The organism is Actinoplanes subtropicus (genome assembly GCF_000721705.1).
In the GTDB taxonomy this organism is placed as follows: domain Bacteria; phylum Actinomycetota; class Actinomycetes; order Mycobacteriales; family Micromonosporaceae; genus Actinoplanes; species Actinoplanes subtropicus.
The window spans coordinates 259,632-276,439 of record NZ_JOJL01000013.1 but is presented as its reverse complement, the minus strand read 5'-3'; the positions used below and the strand labels follow the sequence as shown (position 1 = coordinate 276,439).

At 70.8% G+C, this 16,808-nt stretch carries 16 protein-coding genes; 7 read left to right on the top strand and 9 right to left on the bottom strand.

Features of this window, described 5'->3' with window-relative positions; genetic code table 11:
* Nucleotides 1–87: 87 nt before the first annotated feature.
* Nucleotides 88–1,119, bottom strand: a complete 1,032-nt coding sequence (locus IH26_RS53710) for a CHRD domain-containing protein (RefSeq protein ID WP_034215685.1) — start codon at nt 1,117–1,119, stop codon at nt 88–90.
* Between the two features lie 179 nt (nt 1,120–1,298).
* On the opposite strand from IH26_RS53710, the gene IH26_RS0120020 reads away from it, so the two are divergent.
* Entirely contained in the window at nt 1,299–1,772 is a 474-nt protein-coding gene (locus IH26_RS0120020; RefSeq protein ID WP_030437744.1) for a COG4315 family predicted lipoprotein, read from the top strand.
* Here the strand turns inward: IH26_RS0120020 and IH26_RS0120015 are convergent, their stop codons facing one another.
* Nucleotides 1,773–2,141 (bottom strand): MerR family transcriptional regulator, encoded by a 369-nt coding sequence (locus IH26_RS0120015; RefSeq protein WP_030437743.1) that lies wholly within the window; start codon nt 2,139–2,141, stop codon nt 1,773–1,775. It lies immediately after the preceding gene.
* A gap of 60 nt (nt 2,142–2,201) precedes the next feature.
* Here IH26_RS0120015 and IH26_RS0120010 point away from each other — a divergent pair, with 60 nt between their 5' ends.
* On the top strand, nt 2,202–2,891 hold the full coding sequence (locus IH26_RS0120010; protein WP_030437742.1) for an SDR family oxidoreductase: 690 nt from the start codon (nt 2,202–2,204) through the stop codon (nt 2,889–2,891).
* A gap of 9 nt (nt 2,892–2,900) precedes the next feature.
* Here the strand turns inward: IH26_RS0120010 and IH26_RS0120005 are convergent, their stop codons facing one another.
* A complete protein-coding gene (locus IH26_RS0120005) occupies nt 2,901–4,031 on the bottom strand; it encodes a hypothetical protein (RefSeq protein WP_030437741.1) in 1,131 nt (376 codons plus the stop codon).
* A gap of 42 nt (nt 4,032–4,073) precedes the next feature.
* Between IH26_RS0120005 and IH26_RS0120000 the strand changes: the two genes are divergently transcribed.
* Nucleotides 4,074–5,051 carry a Gfo/Idh/MocA family protein gene (locus IH26_RS0120000; protein ID WP_030437740.1) on the top strand — a complete coding sequence of 326 codons (978 nt, stop codon included), beginning with the start codon at nt 4,074–4,076 and terminating at the stop codon, nt 5,049–5,051.
* Here the strand turns inward: IH26_RS0120000 and IH26_RS0119995 are convergent.
* The 5 genes from IH26_RS0119995 to IH26_RS0119975 all read right to left on the bottom strand — a co-directional run bounded on the left by IH26_RS0119995 (nt 5,018) and on the right by IH26_RS0119975 (nt 9,542).
* The gene (locus IH26_RS0119995; protein WP_063763712.1) at nt 5,018–6,217 is read right to left on the bottom strand and encodes an alpha/beta hydrolase; all 1,200 of its coding nucleotides are present in this window, start codon (nt 6,215–6,217) and stop codon (nt 5,018–5,020) included. The two genes, IH26_RS0120000 and IH26_RS0119995, sit on opposite strands and share 34 nt — an antisense overlap.
* Nucleotides 6,214–6,963, bottom strand: coding sequence for a hypothetical protein (locus IH26_RS0119990; RefSeq protein WP_157437278.1), 750 nt, complete (start codon nt 6,961–6,963; stop codon nt 6,214–6,216). The genes IH26_RS0119995 and IH26_RS0119990 overlap by 4 nt, the downstream gene beginning before the upstream one ends.
* A gap of 408 nt (nt 6,964–7,371) precedes the next feature.
* Nucleotides 7,372–7,716 (bottom strand): cupin domain-containing protein, encoded by a 345-nt coding sequence (locus IH26_RS0119985; RefSeq protein ID WP_030437737.1) that lies wholly within the window; start codon nt 7,714–7,716, stop codon nt 7,372–7,374.
* A 122-nt stretch (nt 7,717–7,838) separates the two neighbouring features.
* The gene (locus tag IH26_RS0119980) at nt 7,839–8,660 is read right to left on the bottom strand and encodes an alpha/beta fold hydrolase (RefSeq protein WP_030437736.1); all 822 of its coding nucleotides are present in this window, start codon (nt 8,658–8,660) and stop codon (nt 7,839–7,841) included.
* 48 nt (nt 8,661–8,708) lie between these two features.
* The gene (locus IH26_RS0119975; protein WP_030437735.1) at nt 8,709–9,542 is read right to left on the bottom strand and encodes an alpha/beta fold hydrolase; all 834 of its coding nucleotides are present in this window, start codon (nt 9,540–9,542) and stop codon (nt 8,709–8,711) included.
* 272 nt (nt 9,543–9,814) lie between these two features.
* Here IH26_RS0119975 and IH26_RS0119970 point away from each other — a divergent pair, with 272 nt between their 5' ends.
* The 4 genes from IH26_RS0119970 to IH26_RS0119955 all read left to right on the top strand — a co-directional run bounded on the left by IH26_RS0119970 (nt 9,815) and on the right by IH26_RS0119955 (nt 14,495).
* Nucleotides 9,815–11,326 (top strand): MFS transporter, encoded by a 1,512-nt coding sequence (locus IH26_RS0119970; RefSeq protein WP_051808307.1) that lies wholly within the window; start codon nt 9,815–9,817, stop codon nt 11,324–11,326.
* Nucleotides 11,327–11,366: 40 nt separating this feature from the next.
* Nucleotides 11,367–11,741 carry a response regulator gene (locus tag IH26_RS0119965; RefSeq protein ID WP_030437733.1) on the top strand — a complete coding sequence of 125 codons (375 nt, stop codon included), beginning with the start codon at nt 11,367–11,369 and terminating at the stop codon, nt 11,739–11,741.
* The gene (locus IH26_RS0119960; protein WP_030437732.1) at nt 11,728–12,414 is read left to right on the top strand and encodes a response regulator transcription factor; all 687 of its coding nucleotides are present in this window, start codon (nt 11,728–11,730) and stop codon (nt 12,412–12,414) included. The genes IH26_RS0119965 and IH26_RS0119960 overlap by 14 nt, the downstream gene beginning before the upstream one ends.
* Before the next feature lie 137 nt (nt 12,415–12,551).
* Nucleotides 12,552–14,495 (top strand): sensor histidine kinase, encoded by a 1,944-nt coding sequence (locus tag IH26_RS0119955; RefSeq protein ID WP_169789780.1) that lies wholly within the window; start codon nt 12,552–12,554, stop codon nt 14,493–14,495.
* Between the two features lie 81 nt (nt 14,496–14,576).
* Here IH26_RS0119955 and IH26_RS0119950 read toward each other — a convergent pair whose 3' ends face one another.
* Nucleotides 14,577–16,700 carry a sensor histidine kinase gene (locus tag IH26_RS0119950; RefSeq protein WP_169789779.1) on the bottom strand — a complete coding sequence of 708 codons (2,124 nt, stop codon included), beginning with the start codon at nt 16,698–16,700 and terminating at the stop codon, nt 14,577–14,579.
* Nucleotides 16,701–16,808: the final 108 nt, after the last annotated feature.

Sequence of the window (16,808 nt, the reverse complement as noted above, 5' to 3'; positions counted from 1 at the left end):
CTCGTGTGACCGGTCACATCCGCAGGGAATTGTCATCGATAACTCGGCCCGCGTGAAGAGGGCGCTACCGGCTTGTTACGAACGCTCTCACCGTCGCGCGAAGAGCTGGCCGCGGACGGCGCCGCCCGGGTCCTCCTTGGTGTGCAGGTTGAGGTAGAAGCCGCGGGGGTCGTGCTTGATCTCGGTCAGCAGGCCGGGGTCGACCTGCGGAACCGTGCCGGAGACCGCCACCACGCCCTCGGGCATCGGGGTGCCGAAGAGCGGGAGCACCACGGCGCCGTTGACGCCCTTGACCCCGCGGTGGATGTGGCCGAGCGTCGGCTCGGAGATCTTCGCCCAGGCGAAGGAGTAGGTCAGGGAGCCGTTGCGCGCGGAGACGAAGCCGGCCGCCCGGCCGTCCGGGTCACCGACCGCCGGGCCGCCGGCGACCGGCACCTCCTGGTCGCCGGACATGAAGGCCTCGAACCTGCCGCCCTTGAGCAGCGCGAGCAACTGGCCGCCGCGGACCGGGTAGAGCTGGCCGCGGGCCGCGCCGCCGGGGAACTCGGCGGTGTGCAGGTTCAGGTAGAAGTTGCCCGGCCGGGCGACGATGGCGTCCGCCACCGTGGCGTCGGCGATGGTGGTCACGCCGGCCACCGAGGTGACCGTGTCGGGCAGGGCGGTCGTCAGCAGGCCGACCTTGACCGGGCCGTTCTTGCCGCGCGGGCCCTCGTGGATGTGGAAGAGCGTGGCCGCCCGCTGGTTCTTCCAGCTGGCGAAGAAGGTCACCCGGTCGCCCTGGATGCGGATCAGGCCGAGCGCGCTGCCGTCCGGGTCACCGACCGCCGGGCCGCCCGCGACCGGCACCTCCTGCTTGCCGGTCATCGCGGCGGCGAAGTAGTGGGCGCGCTGCCGGGAACGGTTGACGTCCGCGGACAGGCTCGGCTGGGCCGGGGCCGTCGTGGCGGTCCCCATCCCGGCCATGGCGCCGTGGTCCATGCCGGCCATCCCGGCCATGGCGCTCGGGTCCGTGCCGGGCGCGGGCGAGTGCCCGTCGTGCGCACTCGCCGGTGACCCGAGCGCGGCGACCATGCCGGCGGTGGCCAGAATGGCCGTGGAAATCAGCGTCGGAAATCGCATTTCGATGTTCATTCCTTTCGGCTCGCCCCGCCCCCGAATTGGTGCGGCAACGCGACCAATACGGCCCCTTCGCCGACCCGGTTCACGATCAGTGACGCAGGCCACAGACGCTATTCGGGCGTGAACCGGAACGGGAGCCGGCCCGTGTTGGGGGCAACGTTCGGCATCGAGGAGGAACCATGCAAAAGACTCTTGTCGTGGCCGGTGCGGTGGCCTTGCTGTCGTTGAGCGCGTGCGGCGCGAAGACCGAGGCGCGGCCCGCGGCGAAGGCGAGTGCCCCGGCCGGCGGGCCCGAGGTGCGGGTACAGCAGACCGCGCTCGGCGAGATCCTCACCGACCAGGGCGGCCGTACGCTCTACGCGTTCGTGCCGGACAAGCAGGGGTTCGGCTCCTGCAAGCTGGACTGCCAGGCGACCTGGCCGCCGTTCGTCTCCGGGCAGAAGCCGAAGGCCGGCCAGGGTGTCGACCCGGCGCTGCTCACGGTCATCCCGACCGGCGGCGGGGTGGAGCAGGTGAAGTACGCCGGCTGGCCGCTCTACACGTACGTCCCGGATGTCGGCCCCGGCGACGTGGACGGCCAGGGCGAGGAGAACGGCCTGTGGTGGGTCGTCGGCGCCGACGGAAAACTGATCAAAAAATCCGCGGCCGAATGATCAGGGCCGGATCACGCAGCCACTCAGCCGCGGATTCTGGGTGAGGTCGATAATGGCGTCGAGGCGGTCCCGGGTCTGGATCAGCTCGGCTATCTGGCGGTCGATCCGGTCGCGCTCGGCGGCGAGCCGGGCCCGCGACTCCGGGGTGCTGACCCTCGCGTCGACGCACGGCAGCAATTCGGCGATCGTACGGCTGGGGAGGCCCGCCGCGTACAGATGCTGGATGAGCTGCACCCGGTCGACCGCCGCCGGTGGGTAGAGTCGCTGGCCGCTGTCGCTGCGGTCGCTGGCCAGCAGGCCCTGCTCCTCGTAGTAGCGAAGGGCGCGAACGCTCACACCCGCCTTGGTGGCCAGCTCACCGATCCGCATCGTGACCTCCGTCGCCATTCTTTGCCTCTGACGTCAACGTCAGGTTCTAGCGTAGCGGCCATGCAGATTTCCGGATCGATTGCCCTGGTCACCGGCGCCAACCGCGGTCTCGGCCGTGAGTTCGCCACCCAGCTTCTCGCCCGCGGCGCCACCAAGGTGTACGCGACGGCCCGCCGCCCCGAGCTCGTCGACGTCCCGGGCGTCGAGGTGCTGCCGCTCGACATCACCGACCAGGCGTCGGTGGACGCGGCCGCCGCGGCCGCCACCGACGTGACGCTGCTGGTCAACAACGCCGGGGTGTCGACCGGGGCGAACCTGGTCGGCGGTGACCTGGACCTCGTACGGCGGGAGATGGACACCCACTTCTGGGGCACGCTGCGGATGATCCGCGCCTTCGCCCCGCAGCTGTCCGGCGGCGCGATCCTCAACGTGCTCTCGGCGCTGTCCTGGTTCGCCACCGACGGCGCGGGCGGCTACGCTGCGGCCAAGGCGGCCGCGTGGAGCCTGACCAATGCCGTACGCCTGGAGCTCGCGGCCCAGAAGACCCTGGTCACCGGCCTGCACCTCGGCGCGGCCGACACCGACATGATGGCCGGCTTCGACATCCCGAAGAGCGCGCCCGCCGACGTGGTGCGGCAGGCGCTGGACGGCATCGAGGAGAACCGGCTCGAGGTCCTGGCCGACGAGTGGAGCGCCCTGGTGAAGGCGTCGCTCGCCGAGGACCCGAGCCGGTTCTACACCTCGGTCTGAGCCGGGTCGTCAGCCCGCCGCGTTGGTGAGGGCGAGGGTCTGGTCCTGGAACGTGGCCGGGTCGTTGATCTGGAAGCCGACCGCGAACAGGGCCGGCCCGGCGTGGGCGAGGCCGGCCAGGCTGCCGCGCTGGGCGCCGGACGGGCTGGCCACGATGGCCGACGAGGTGCTGGTCGACTGCTCGGTCACGGTCGCGAGGCCTTGGATGCCGGCGAACCAGGCGTCGTTCGGGCCGGCCACGGTGACCGCGTTGAGCGTGACCGTGCTGTTCGCGACGGCCGGCAGGGTGATGGTCGACCAGGCGGTGCCGTTCCAGTGCAGGGCGATGCCGCTGTGGCCGAAGGCGCCGACCGCGTAGACGTCGTCGGAGCCGCTCTCGGCGACCGCCGTCAACGTGGTGGTGAACCGCGGGTCGGCGGTCGGCGGCGCGGCCACCTGCACGAAGGCCGAGCCGTTCCACCGCTCGATGAGCGCCGCCCGGTTCGAGCCCTCGGGCACGGCCGGCGCGGTGACCGTGCCGACCGCCCAGACGTCACCGTTCGGGCTGGTGGTCACGCCGTTGAAGAAGCCGGTGGCCGACGCGCCCAGCCTGGCCGACGCGACGATGCTCCACGAGGTGCCGTTCCAGTGCTCGACCAGCGGCAGCGTCGTCGTGTTCTGCCCGTTCGTGCCGACCGCCCACACGTCGGTCGCGGACCGGGCGGACACCGCCCTCAGCGAGTCCATGACGCCGTTGCTCGGGTTCGGCACGATGGTCCAGCTCGCACCGTCGAAGTGCTCGATCAGGGCGTGCTGGTTGGCGGTCGCGTTCGCCTTGCCGGAGCCGACGGCCCACACGTCCGTGGACGAGACCGCGGAGACGCCCAGCAGGGTGCCGCCCGAGTCGGGGGTCGGGGTGGGCAGCAGCGACCACCGGGTGCCGTCCCAGCGCTCGGCGATCGTACGGCTGCCGGCCGAGCCCACCGCGAACGCGTGGGTGGCGTCCACCGCCGACACCGCGGTCAGCTGGGTGTCGCCGGTGGCGGCGTTGTCGCTCGGCGCGACCGTCCACGGCGTGGTCGCGGCGTCGGCGGCCGATGCGAACGTCACGGCGGCGATCCCGGCCGCGATGACGACACCGGCCTTCCTCAAATTGGTCATGCCTGGGATACGCGGCCGGTTACACCCGATAGGGTCTCGAAGGTGAGAATCGGTGTGCTCGGTGCCGCCCGGATCGCTCCCGCCGCCCTGATGAGACCCGCCCGCGCCGTCGACGGCGTCGAGGTCGCCGCGGTGGCGGCCCGGGAGCGGTCGCGCGCCGAGGCCTTCGCCGCCAAGCACGGGGTGCCGACGGTGTACGACTCGTACGCCGACCTGCTGGCCGACTCATCCTTGGATGCGGTCTACCTTCCGTTGCCCAACGGCCTGCACGCACAATGGACACTGGCGGCGCTCGAGGCGGGCAAGCACGTGCTCTGCGAGAAGCCGTTCACCGCCAACGCCGCCCAGGCCCGCGAGGTGGCCGCCGCGGCGGAGGGCAGCGGCCTGGTGGTGATGGAGGCCTTCCACTACCGGTACCACCCGCAGACCCAGCGGATGATCGAGATCGCCCACGACGGAAGCCTCGGCACGGTGCGGCGGGTGGAGACGGCGATGTGCTTCCCGCTGCCGATGTTCTCCGACATCCGGTACGACTTCGGCCTGGCCGGCGGCGCGCTGATGGATGCCGGCTGCTACGCCGTGCACTGCCTGCGCATGCTCGCTCCCGGCGACCCGGTGGTGGAGGAGGCGACCGCCCTGCCGCTGCGCCGGGACCGGCGCATCGACCGGGCCATGACGGCACGGTTGCGCCTGCCGGGCGGAGCGACCGGCCACGTACACACGTCGATGTGGTCCTCGGCCCTGCTGCGGATCCGGGCGCGGGTCGTCGGTGATCGCGGCACCATGACGGTCACCAACTTCATCGCCCCGCAGTTCTTCTCGCGCTTCTCGGTCACGGTGGACGGCCGGCGCCGGCGCGAGCAGATCAAGGGCGAGGCGACGTACGTGCACCAGCTGCGCGCCTTCGCGGCCGCGGTCGCCGGCGAACCGGCAAATCTCACCCCACCGTCCGATTCGGTCGCCACCATGTCACTGATCGACGACATCTACACCGCGGCCGGCCTGCCCCTGCGCCCCTGAGGCGACGGGATCCAGCGACGGCCCGCGGCGGCGAGCGTCGTGCCGGTCAGGTTCCCGGTCGGCGATTGTTGCGGGGTGGGCGTCTTCGGGGCGGGTGCCGGGGCGGCGCGGTTCAGGTGGGCGGAGAGCCAGTCGAAGGCGGGGGCCTCCATCCGCCGCCAGACCGTGAGGCTGTGGCCGCCGTGCGGCATCGTCGCCGTGGTGACCGACAGGGGCGCCTTGGCCAGCCGGGCGATCTGGCGGGAGTCCTTGCCGGGGCCGGCGTCGTCGGCGGCCCAGGCGACGTAGAGCGAGACCGGCGGCGCGGGTTGGTGGGTCAGGCGCCAGGTGATGCTGTTGGTGGTCTTCTCGCTGTCGTCGCCGACCTTGATGCCGGGGCCGGCCAGGCCGGAGAGGCTCGCGGCGGCGCTGAACCGGTCCGGGTGCCTCATCGCGAGGTTCATCGCGCAGTACCCGCCGGCCGAGAAGCCGATCAGGCCCCAGGAGCCCGGGTCGGTGCGGATCCGCAGGTGTTCGCGGGCCCAGTCGGGCACGTCGCGGGTCAGGTACGTCTCCGTCTGCGGGCCCTTGACGAGGTTCAGGCACTCGGTGTCGAGCAGCGGGTCCGGGGTCTGGTAGGGGAAGAGCACGACGGCCGGCGACATCCGCCCCGCGGCGATCTCCTGGTCGAGGTACTTCTTGGCGTCCAGTCGCTTGGGCCAGGCGGCCGGCGTGCCGGGAAAGCCGTGGAACGCCTCGATGACCGGGAACTGGAACGCGTGGTTCTGCGCGGTGGTGTACGCCGCCGGCAGGTACACGGTCATCGGCATGGTCAGGCCGCTGGCGTTGCCGTGCACGGTGTAGTCCACCAGTCGGCCGGGGCCGGTGACCTTCGCCGGCCCGCGCCGGCTCTGCGGGTTCGTCACGTCGATCGCGACCGGGTCCGGATCGTTCGCCGTCGGGCTGTCCGCGGCGGACTGGCCGAACAGCGCGGACCACGCCGGGTAGGTCTCGGTGAGCCGGTTGAGCTGCAGCGCGGCGGCCGCGGTCACGGCCAGCACGACGGTCGCGGCCAGGGCGATCCGGCCGGCGGCGCGGCGCCGGTCCCAGGCGAGGGCGAGCAGGGCGGTCGCGCCGATCGCGACCAGCAGGGCGGTCAGCACGGTGGCCAGGCTGTCGATGGTCATGACGGCAGCCGCACCGGCGCGGCGAGAGCCTCGGGCAGCGACCGGGCGGCGGTGCCGAAGGCCGCGGCCGGATGGCGGACGTCGAGATCGGCCACCGTACGGATCCGGGCCGGCGCCGACTTCTGCCAGCCGCGGGCGAGCGCGCCGTACTGCTGATCGGTCACCACGGCCCACCCGTCGCTCATCGCCCGGGCGTCGTGGGCGAGTCGCCCGGGCAGGGCCGCCAGGTCGGCCACGGTGGTCGCCGGTCCGGGCGTGACCACCAGGGTCAACGCGTCCGGCACCGACGCGGCGGCCGCGCGGATCGACGGCTTCTGGCCCTCGGCGGCGATGACCACGATGACCGGGAACGTGTGGTCGGTGCGTTTGCGGTAGCCGACGGGCGCGATCAGGACCGGCGGCGCGGCCAGGTGCCACGTGGTATACCCGGCCGGCGTCCAGGCCAGGCCGGCGCCGGAGGCGGCGGCGAGTTTCGAGTCCAGCTTGCCGGGCGCCTGCCGCACGGCCTGCGGGGCCGGGTCACCCTCGCTGTCCCCGGTGAGCGCCTGCCAGGTCGGGAAGAAGCTGTCGGCCCGGTTGGCAACCAGGCCGGCGCACAGCACCACCAGCGCTTCGATCAGGATCAGACCGGTGATCCGTACGGCCGTCCGCCCGCGGGCGATGCGCCAGAACCACACCGTGCCGGCCACCGCGAGGACGGCAAGTCCACCGGTGAGCAGGATCAACCAAAGACTGGTCAGCCTCATCGCACTCCACATCCTCGTCTGCTGCGGATCTGTCGCAGCGAAGCGGATAGGAATATGCACAGGTTGATCGCCCCCGCTGAGCCTCGGCCCGCCGGGATGGCATGTTTCGGGGAGAAGGCCGGAAGGTCGGAAAACCGGCCGCTCACTCCGCCGGGCCGGTCGTGGGCCGTCGGACGGCATGGTCGATCACGGTCGGGTGGAACGCAGCGGTCAGGGGGCCAGGCTGCCGCCGTGCCGCGTCAGCGGCAGACGCGACGTCCGAGCGACCTGGCGGCCGGCGCGAGCGGCGTCACCGCGCGGGCAGCGAGCAAGGCCGAGGTCCACCGGCGTGCCGATGCGGCGTCCGACATCGCGGGCGCTCGCACCATCGCCGCTTCGTGGCCGATCGTGTCGGCCGGGAGTGGATCGTCAGTGCACGAACGTCGCCAGTGGCTGGCCGGTCTCGACGATGTAGGTGGACAGCATCAGCCCGGTGTCCGGTCCGAGGTCGGTGGCGTTGTGCGGTGTTCGGGGCGGGATGAGGAAGCCGTCCCCCGCGTGGAGGGTGAGGGTCGGTTGGTCGCGGATCTCCATCCGTACCGTCCCGGCGACGATGTACCCGACCTCTTCGCCGGGGTGGATGTGCCATCCGGACTGTACGCCGGCAGGGATCTCGGTGCGTACCTGGACGATGTCGCGTCCCGGCACCGAGGAGCTCCGGCGCAGCGTTTCCGTGCGTTTGAGTGTGGCGGCGAGGTCGTCGGCTGGAGACATGACTGCCTTTCGCGTCCTTATCCGGAAAGGGGGAAGACCGCCGGCCGGCGGTGAAGGAAGCGAACTTCCCTCCCTGCGGACGTGAGCCGACGAGATGCCGTGTGGCGCACGCCGGCGAGGTGTCAGCTGGTGATGAAGTCGAGCAGGTCCTTGTTGAACTCCTGCTCATGGGCGCCGGTCAGGCCGTGCGGAGCGCCAGGGTAGATCTTGAGTGTCGAGTTCGCGACGATCTTCGAGGACTTCAGCGCCGACGCTTGGATCGGGACGATCTGGTCGTCGTCACCGTGCAGGATCAGCGTCGGTACGTCGATCTTCTTGAGGTCTTCCGTGAGGTCCGTCTCGGAGAACGCCTTGACGCAGTCGTAGGCGCCCTTGATGCCGACCGACATGGACATCAGCCAGAACGCGTCGCGGGCACCTTGGCTCACGGCCGACCCCGGCCGATTGGCTCCGTAGAACGGGAAGGCCAGATCTCGGTAGTACTGCGACCGATCGGCGAGCACGGCCTCGCGGATCTCGTTGAACGGCTCGATCGGTAGCCCTTCCGGGTTGGCGGGGGTCTTGAGCATCAGCGGCGGGATGGCTCCGAGCAGAACCATCTTGGCGACCCGGGCGGTTCCGTGACGTCCGACGTAACGGGTGACTTCACCGCCGCCGGTGGAATGCCCGACCAGGACGATGTCGTGCAGGTCGAGGTGCTCGATGACGGCGGCCAGGTCGTCGGCGTAGTGGTCGAGGTCGTTTCCCTCCCACGGCTGGCTCGAGCGTCCACCACCGCGACGGTCGTGGGCGATGGCCCGGAACCCGTGGCTGGCGACGAAGTTCGCGGAGCCGTCCCATGCGTCCGCGGTGAGGGGCCAGCCGTGGCTGAAGACGACGGGTTGCCCGCTGCCCCAGTCCTTGAAGAAGATCTCGGTACTGTCCGGTGTCGTCACTGTCGGCATCTGCTTGCCTTTCTGGTGGGTGCGATCGTTTCGCGTACGAGGGAATGGTTATCGCTTGAGGAAGGCGAGCAGTTCCCGGTTGACCTGCTCGGCGTGGGTGAGAGCCATGAGGTGCGGTCCGCCGTCGATCTCGACGTAGCGGGCGTCCGGCAGTGCCGCGTGCAGACGGCGTCCCTGGCCTTCGACGGACAGGATGCGGTCGGCGGTGCCGTGCAGGATCAGCGTTGGGATGTCGATCCGTTTGACGTCGTCGTGGAAGTCGTCGAGCCAGGTGAGCGGACAGGCCCAGGTCGCGATCGGTGATGCGTCGGCGCCGGCGTTCCACAGGTTGCGGACCGCGTCCTCGCTGACGCGCCTGCCCAGCAGCTCGTCGAGGTTCAAGAAGTCGTTCATGGTGGCGGTCAGCCAGGCCGGCCGGTCGTGCAGAATGGCCTGCTGAACAGCGTCGACGCCGGCCCGGTCGACGCCTTTGGGGTTGTCCGCGGATTTCGTGAACGAGGGCGCGAGGCTCTCGATGAACACGCACGCCCGCAGCCGCTGCGTTCCGTGGACGCCGATGTAGCGGGCGACCTCTCCGGTGCCCAGCGACAGCCCGATCAGGGTGACCTCGTGCAGGTCGAGCTTGGTGAGGAGCTGGTCGAGGTCGGCGGCCAGCGTGTCGAAGTCGTAGCCGCCGGCCGGCCGGCTGGATCGCCCGAAACCGCGACGATCGTACGCGATCACCCGGTAGCCCGCGGTGAGCAGCGGGTGGATCTGGGCTTCCCAGGAGCGGCTGTCGAACGGCCAGCCGCTGATCAGGACGACGGCCGGCCCGCTGCCGTGGTCTTCGTAGTAGAGGTCGATCGACGTCGAGTTCTCCGTGCCGACGGTGATGGTGGCCATGTGCGCTCCTCGGTGAACGGGTCTGTTCCGAAGCTCGCAGACATCACGGTCGCCGGATAGGCGGGCCGAACCGAACACCGGGGTGGGTTCGCCGGAAGAAATGGCGGGCTGTCCCGCGCGCGGAATCCGGCGCACTCGATGATTCCCGCTCGCCGGTCCGGCGAGCCTCGCCTTCCGGCCGGCCCTCGGAAGTTTCCGGTTGACCCGAATGTGCCCGGTGGGGTCGTACCGCAGTATTCGCGTGACACCGCATCGCGCAGAAGGTGACCATCATGGCGATCATTCGAGGCACACAGCGGCTCGCGCGGCGGCGGGAAACCGGCCGGGACACGCCGGTACCATCACACCGCAGTTCCGGCATAGCACCCTTCGTCGGTTTCCTGCTTGTTCTCGAGTTCGCTTCCGGGCTCACCCAGGGCTGGATCTCCCCGCTGCTTCCCAGCATCCTGCAGCGATACGACACGACAGCGGCCGACTTGAATTGGATCAACGTTGCTTTCCTTCTCTCGTCCGCGGTGTGCGTACCGCTGATGTCCAAACTCGGTGACCTGTTTGGTCACCGTCGGCTGCTGACCATCGCCACGGCACTCGTCGCGATCGGCTCGATACTGGTAGCCGGTGCCCCCTCCTTTCGCATCCTGCTGCTCGGACGAGTCCTTCAGGGGCCGCTGCTCGCCTTCCTTTCGCTGGAGTTCGCCATCGTCCGGGAACGCGCCGGGGACCGGGCCGGCCGTGCGATCGGCCTGCTCGTCGGCGCCCTGGCCCTCGGCGGCAGCGCCGGGCTGCTGCTGGCCGGGCAGATCCGCCAGCATGTGAGCCTGTCGGGAACACTGTGGATCCCGGCCATCCTCATGATCATCGTGGTGCCCGTCGTGGTGCTGCTCGTTCCCGAGACGGCCACGCGCACGCGAGGCCGCATCGACGGGATCGGCGCCGCGCTGCTGAGCGTCGGCTTGCTGTTGCTGCTCGCCGCCGTCGGCAACGGCAGCACGTGGGGATGGACCACATGGCGAACGCTCGCGGGGATCGCGGGCGGCCTCGTCGTACTGGCCGGCTGGGTCGCGATCGAGCAGAGCGTCGCCCAGCCTTTCGTCGACACGTCGCAGATCTTGCGGGGGCGGCTCGGTCTGCCGGTACTGGCCGGATTCTTCGCCGGGGCCGAGCTGTTCGGCAGCCAGGCGGCCAGCGCGCTGTTCCTCGGTCTGCCGGCAAGTACCGGGATCGGATTGGGGTTGTCCGCCGGGAATCTAGGACTGGTGCTGGTGGTGTTCGGCCTGGCCGCCGTCGTGGGCACCTGGTTGGCGCCTCGGCTCGCCGAACGGGTCGGGAGCCGGGGCGCCCTGGTTGTCGGGTCGCTGCTCGGAACGGCCGGCTACGTTTTGACGGCGCTGGCCCATCACACCGTGAGCGTTTACGTGATCTGGCAGGTGCTGGTCGGTATCGGCAATGGTCTCGTCTTGGCTGCGCTGTCGGACTATGTGGTGACTTGTGCTCCCGCCGACGCGGTGGCGATCCACTCGGGTCTGCTCACCACGGCACGGACCGTTGGCGGTGCCGTCTCGAGCGCCGTCTTCGCGACGGTCATGGCGGCGACGGTGACGCGGCTGCCGGGCGTGGTGAAACCAGTGACGACCGAGGCCGGCTACGTGACGGTGTGGCTCGTCTGCGCCGGCCTCACGATCGGCATGGCTTCCCTGGCTTTGCGTTTCGCCAACCGGACGCCGCCCCCCGGCAGCATCCGCCGGTCAACCGAAGGCGCTCTGCCCGCGACAATTTCCGGTTAGCCCTACCGCCGGAGAGGTGTCGCGCTGAGAGGATGAGCGGATGCTGGGCCCGCTGCTCGTCGTGGACGACGACGCGTCCGTCCGAGGACTCGTCGTCCGTATCCTCCGCAGCTGGGGGCACGCGGCGATCGGGGAGGCCGGCTCCGTCGCGGAAGCCCTCGACTACGTCGATACGTGGCGTCCGGCTGTCGTATTGGTCGACGTGGGCCTGCCGGATGGCGACGGTTTCGACCTCACCCGGCAACTCCGCGTCAAGCCGTGGGCGATGCGCATCGTCATCTTCTCCTCCGACGCCGACCCGGCGAACAACGCCGCAGCCGAACGCGCCGGAGCGATCGGATTCTTCCCCAAGGACGAGTTGCTGAGCCCCGCCCTGCAACGACTCATCGAGGACCGGACCGATGACGAGCCATGACGCAGGCCGCCCGCTCCGCGTGGCCATCGGAGAGGACGACGTTCTCCTTCGCGAGGGCGTCGCCCGCATTCTCACCGACGCCGGACTCGAGGTCGTCGTGCGCTCCGGCGACGCCGACGACCTGCTGCAACGCGCGCTCGCTTACCGGCCCGACGTCGTTGTCACCGACGTGCGGATGCCGCCCCGGCAGGAGGACGACGGCTTGCGTGCCGCGATGGAGCTTCGCCGCCGCCTGCCACAGGTCGGCGTGCTGATCCTGTCGCAGTTCTGCGAGCCCGCCTACGTGACCGACCTGGTCGGTGAGCGACCCGAGGGTATCGGATACCTGCTCAAGGAAAGAGTCGGGGACGTAACGACGTTCGTCGATGCCGTCACCCGCGTCGCGGCCGGTGGCAGCGCCCTGGACCCCGAGGTCGTCATCCGCATGCTGGGACGCCGCACCAAGGACGGCCCTCTACAGCTGTTGACCGCCCGCGAACTGGCCGTTCTCGCCGCCATGGCCGAAGGGCTGTCGAACACCGGCGTGGCGGAAAGCCTGCTGATCAGCCACGCGTCCGTCGAGAAGCACGTAACGGCGATCTTCCGGAAGCTCCGCATCGCCCCCATCGACAGTGAACACCGGCGTGTTCAAGCCGTCCTGACCTACCTTCGCGCGGACACCCGCGCACGATGAACCGGTACACCGCTGCCATCAGCAGATACGGGCGGCTCCTGAGGTCGGCCACCACCGGCACACGCCGGCTCGCGGACAGTCAAGCGGCACTGAGGCGGGTCACCTCGATCGCCGCCGCCGGTGTACCGCCGCTGACCGTGTTCGAAGCGGTCACCGCCGAAATTTCTGCCCTGCTGAACGATGCGCTCGTCGCGTTGACGAGATTCGAGGGCGGCGGTTCGGATTCCGTCGTCGTAGCGCAGACCGGCGGTCACGTCCCCGTCGGTGCGCGGCAGCACCTGACCGGCGACGGGATCGCGGCGCGGATATGGCAGTCGAGCCGCGCCGAGCGCGTCGACGACTACGCCGATGTCGCCGCGCCGACGCTGGCTGCCCGGCTTGGCATCCGGGCGATCGTCGCCGTACCGGTGACCGTGGACGGGCGGCTCTGGGGCGCGTTGAGCGTCAGCTCCCGAAGCGATCCCCTACCCGCCGGCACCGAGGAACGCCTGGCACTGTTCGCGGAAATCGTCGCGGCGGCCGTGGTCAGCGCCGCGGCGCGCGAAAGCTACCTCGGTCTCGCCGCCGAGCAAGCCGCCCTGCTGCGGGTCGCGGCGCTGGTGGCGCATCGCGCCGGAGAAGCGGAGATCTTCGAAGCGGTCGCGACCGAGGCGGCAAGCCTGATCCACGACGAACCGACCACCCTGGTCCGCTACGACGGCAACCGGACATTCACCGTACTCGCCACCCGCAGCGGTCCCGCCCCGGTCGGTACCAGGGTCACGGTCCCGATCGGCGACGCCGGAACCCTCGACGAGATGATGCGCACGCTCAAGCCCGCACGCCTGGACAACTACGACCAGTTTCCCGACCGGACATACTCCCGGCGCGACTTCGGAGTCGGATCCAGCGTGTCGGTCCCCATCATCGTCAACGGCCGCCTGTGGGGTGCCCTGGGCACCCTGAACGAGGGACGACGCCTGCCCGCCGACACCGAGGACCGTCTCGGCAAGTTCGCCGAACTGGTCGCCTCCGCTCTCGCCAACGTCGAAGCGCACGCCGAACTGGAGCAGTTCGCCGCGCGGCAGGCCGCCTTGCGCCGGGTCGCCGAGCTGGTCGCCGCGGGCGCGGCGCTTGACGAAGTATTCGACGCCGTCGCGACGGAAGCGTCGAACCTCCTCGGTGAGCTGGCGGCCGATCTGTTCCGGTACGACGGCACCTACTGCACCGTGGTCGCCACCTGCCGCAGCTCAGTGCCGGTGGGATTCCGCAGCCGCGCCGACGGCGACTCGGCCGGCCCCCGCGCGATGCTGAACGTGGGGGTGTCGGTGGCCGTGCCCATTTTCGTCGAAGGACAGCTGTGGGGCGGGCTCTCCACGACGACGCAGGGTGAACCACCGGCCGACGCCGAAGAGCAATTGGCCGAGTTCGCCAAGCTGGCGGCGGCCGCGATCGCGAACGCCGAGAACAAGGCGAAACTGCGGGCTTCCCGGGCAAGGGTGGTGGCCACCGCCAACGAGGTCCGGCAACGGCTGCAACGTGACGTGCACGACGGCGCACAGCAACGGCTCGTCCAGACCGTACTGTCGTTGAGACTTGGCCTGGACGCGATCGAGCGCGGTGAGACCGCCGTGGATCTCCTGCGGGAAGCACTGGAGAACGCCGAACGCGCGACAGTCGAGTTGCGCGACATCGTGCACGGAATCCTTCCGGTGGCACTGGCCCGGGGCGGCCTGCAGGCCGGGATCGACTCGCTGGTCGCCGGGGCTGCGATACCGGTCGACCTGGAAATAAGCGCTCATCCGCGGGAACGGTTGCCTCGTGACGTCGAGGTCACTGCGTACTTCGTGGTCGCCGAGGCGTTGACCAATATCGCCAAGCATGCCCGTGCCAGACGGGCGCAGGTAAAGGTCGCGGGCGTTGGCGAGAAGCTGGTCGTCGAAGTCACCGACGACGGGATCGGGGGTGCCGATCCTCGCGGCTCGGGCCTGACCGGGTTGTCCGATCGCGTCGACGCTATGGACGGCACCCTGACGTTGAACAGCGCTCCCGGTCACGGAACAGCGATTCGGGTCGCGTTGCCCCTATCTGACCCGAAGTAGAAGGTAATCCGGCAGCGTCGCCTCGATCGTCGTACCTGACCTATCTGCGCGCGGACGAGCGCCGGCGAGGACCGGGCCGGATCAGCCGCCGGCGGGAAGAGTCGCCCGGATCGTCGTTCCGGCGCCCGTCGGGCTGCTGACCTGCAGCTGACCACCCCGTGCCTCGACGCGGTCGAGCAAGCCGGTCAGGCCGGACCCGTGCCCGGTGCGGGCGCCGCCCACGCCGTCGTCGCCGACCTCGATCGCCAGGGTGCCGTCGTCGAGCGTGACGACCACCCACGCGCGGGCCGCCCGGGCGTGTTTGACGACGTTGGTGAGCGCCTCGGCGACCACGAAGTACGCGGTGGTCTCCACCTCCACGGCCAGGCGCGGCACGTCGATATCGGCGTCGACCGGCAGCGGCAGGTCGATGAGGAGCGATTCCACGCCGCCGCGCAGTCCACTGCGGGTCAACGCGGCCGGGAGGATCCCGCTGACGAGTTCCCGGAGCTCGGCGGTGGCCCTCCGCGCGTGTTTGAGGGCCTCCTCGACCCGGTCGATGCCGGTCGGCACGTCTCCATCGGCCAGTGACTGCCGGGCCAGTTGGAGGGCGATGACGGTGTGGACGAGCCGTTGCTGGGCGCCGTCGTGGACGTCGCGCTGGAGCCGGCGACGCGTCTCGTCGGCCGTCGACAGGACCCGGGCCCGGGAGGCGACGAGCTGGGCCCGGCTGGTCGCGTTGCCTACCGCGGTGCCCACCAGATTGGCGAACCGCTGCAGCCGGTCCTCGACGCCGTGCGTCAGCGGGCCCTCGGCCGAGGTGGCGGTGAGCATGCCCCAGACGGTGCTCTCCACGGCGATCGGCGCGGCGACCGCGGCGGCGAGGCCGAACTGGCGGGCGAGGGCCGCGTCCGGCTCGCTCGGGTAGTCGTCCACGCGTACCGCTCCCGCCGTGCGCCGGACGCGGTCGGGCAGGGTGTCCGGCTCGTAGTCGATCCGCGTCCCCGGCGGGGCGGGGCCGCCGCTGCGGCTGATCACGGTCAGCGCCGCGTCCTCCTCGAACCGGACGAGAGTCATCGGGTAGCCCTCGAGCAGCTGTCGTGCCTCAGCGGCTACGGCCGCGAACACCTCGTCGGCCGGGCCACCTCGGGCGACCAGTTCGGCGACGCGCAGCAGCGCCGTTTGTTCCTCGGCGAGCGCCTGGACGTCGGCCCGCGCCTGCGCGCTCGCGATCGCCGTGCCGGCCAGCTCCGCGAAGCGGGAGAGGTTCTCCTCGATGTCCGGCGGCAGCGCGCCGCGTCCGGCCGCGACCAGGGCGCCCCACAGCCGATCGTCAGCCAGGACGGGTGCGGCCGCGCTGGAGCGGAAACCCCGGCTCGCGGCCAGCCGCGGCCACGCCCCGGACATGTCGGGCAGCGAGTCGACGCGGGCCGTTCGCCCGGTCCGCCAGACACGCTGGGTGGCACCGTCACCGGCGGCCGGGGCCCGCATGCCCACCGCCACGCCCTCCGGCGCGTCGTGCACGGCGGCGACCTCCGTCGAACCGTCCGGCTCGAACCGCAGCAACGTGGTGAAGCCGACGCCGACCGAGCCAGCTGCCTCGGTGACGACCGCCTCGAGCACCTCGTCCGGCGGAGCGGCATGGGCCACGAGCTCGGCCACCCGCCGGAGCGCGGCCTGCTCGGCGACGAGTTGCTCGAGTTCCGCCCGGCTCTGGGCGTTGGCGATCGCGATCGCCAGCAGCTCGGTGAACGCCGCCAGCTGCCGTTCCGTGCCGGGCGGATGCACCTCGCCGCTGGTCGAACCGACGGCGGTGAGGCCCCAGACCTCGGCGTTCACGACGACCGGGGCACCGACCGACGACCGCCAGCCCCAGCCCCGGATCAGGTCGGCCAGCGATCCCGACGTCTCCGCGTAGGTGCTGACCCGGCTCGGGCGGCGGGAGTCCCAGATCAGCCGGGCCAGCGTGCCGGTGCCGAACGGATGACTGACCCCGATGCTCCGGTATCCGCCGGACTCGTTCCAGCGGCCGATCACCGTGACGGTCTCGTCGCCGTGCAGCCGCACGAGCGCCGCGTCGGTCGCCGGCATCAACAGCCCGACCTCGGTCACCAGCGCCTCGAACACCTCGGCCGCGGCGGCGCCGCTCGCGACCAGGGTCGCCACCCGCCGCAGCGCCGCCTGCTCGGCGGCCGACCGTCGGAGATCGTCCGGATCATCGACCATGGACCGCACCATCAGCTCACCCCTGCGAGGAGTCGCAAGCAGTCAGCACGACCGTATCCAATGACCCGCCGGCTGGACAGATCCCTTGGGCGCACACCGCGGCGCATA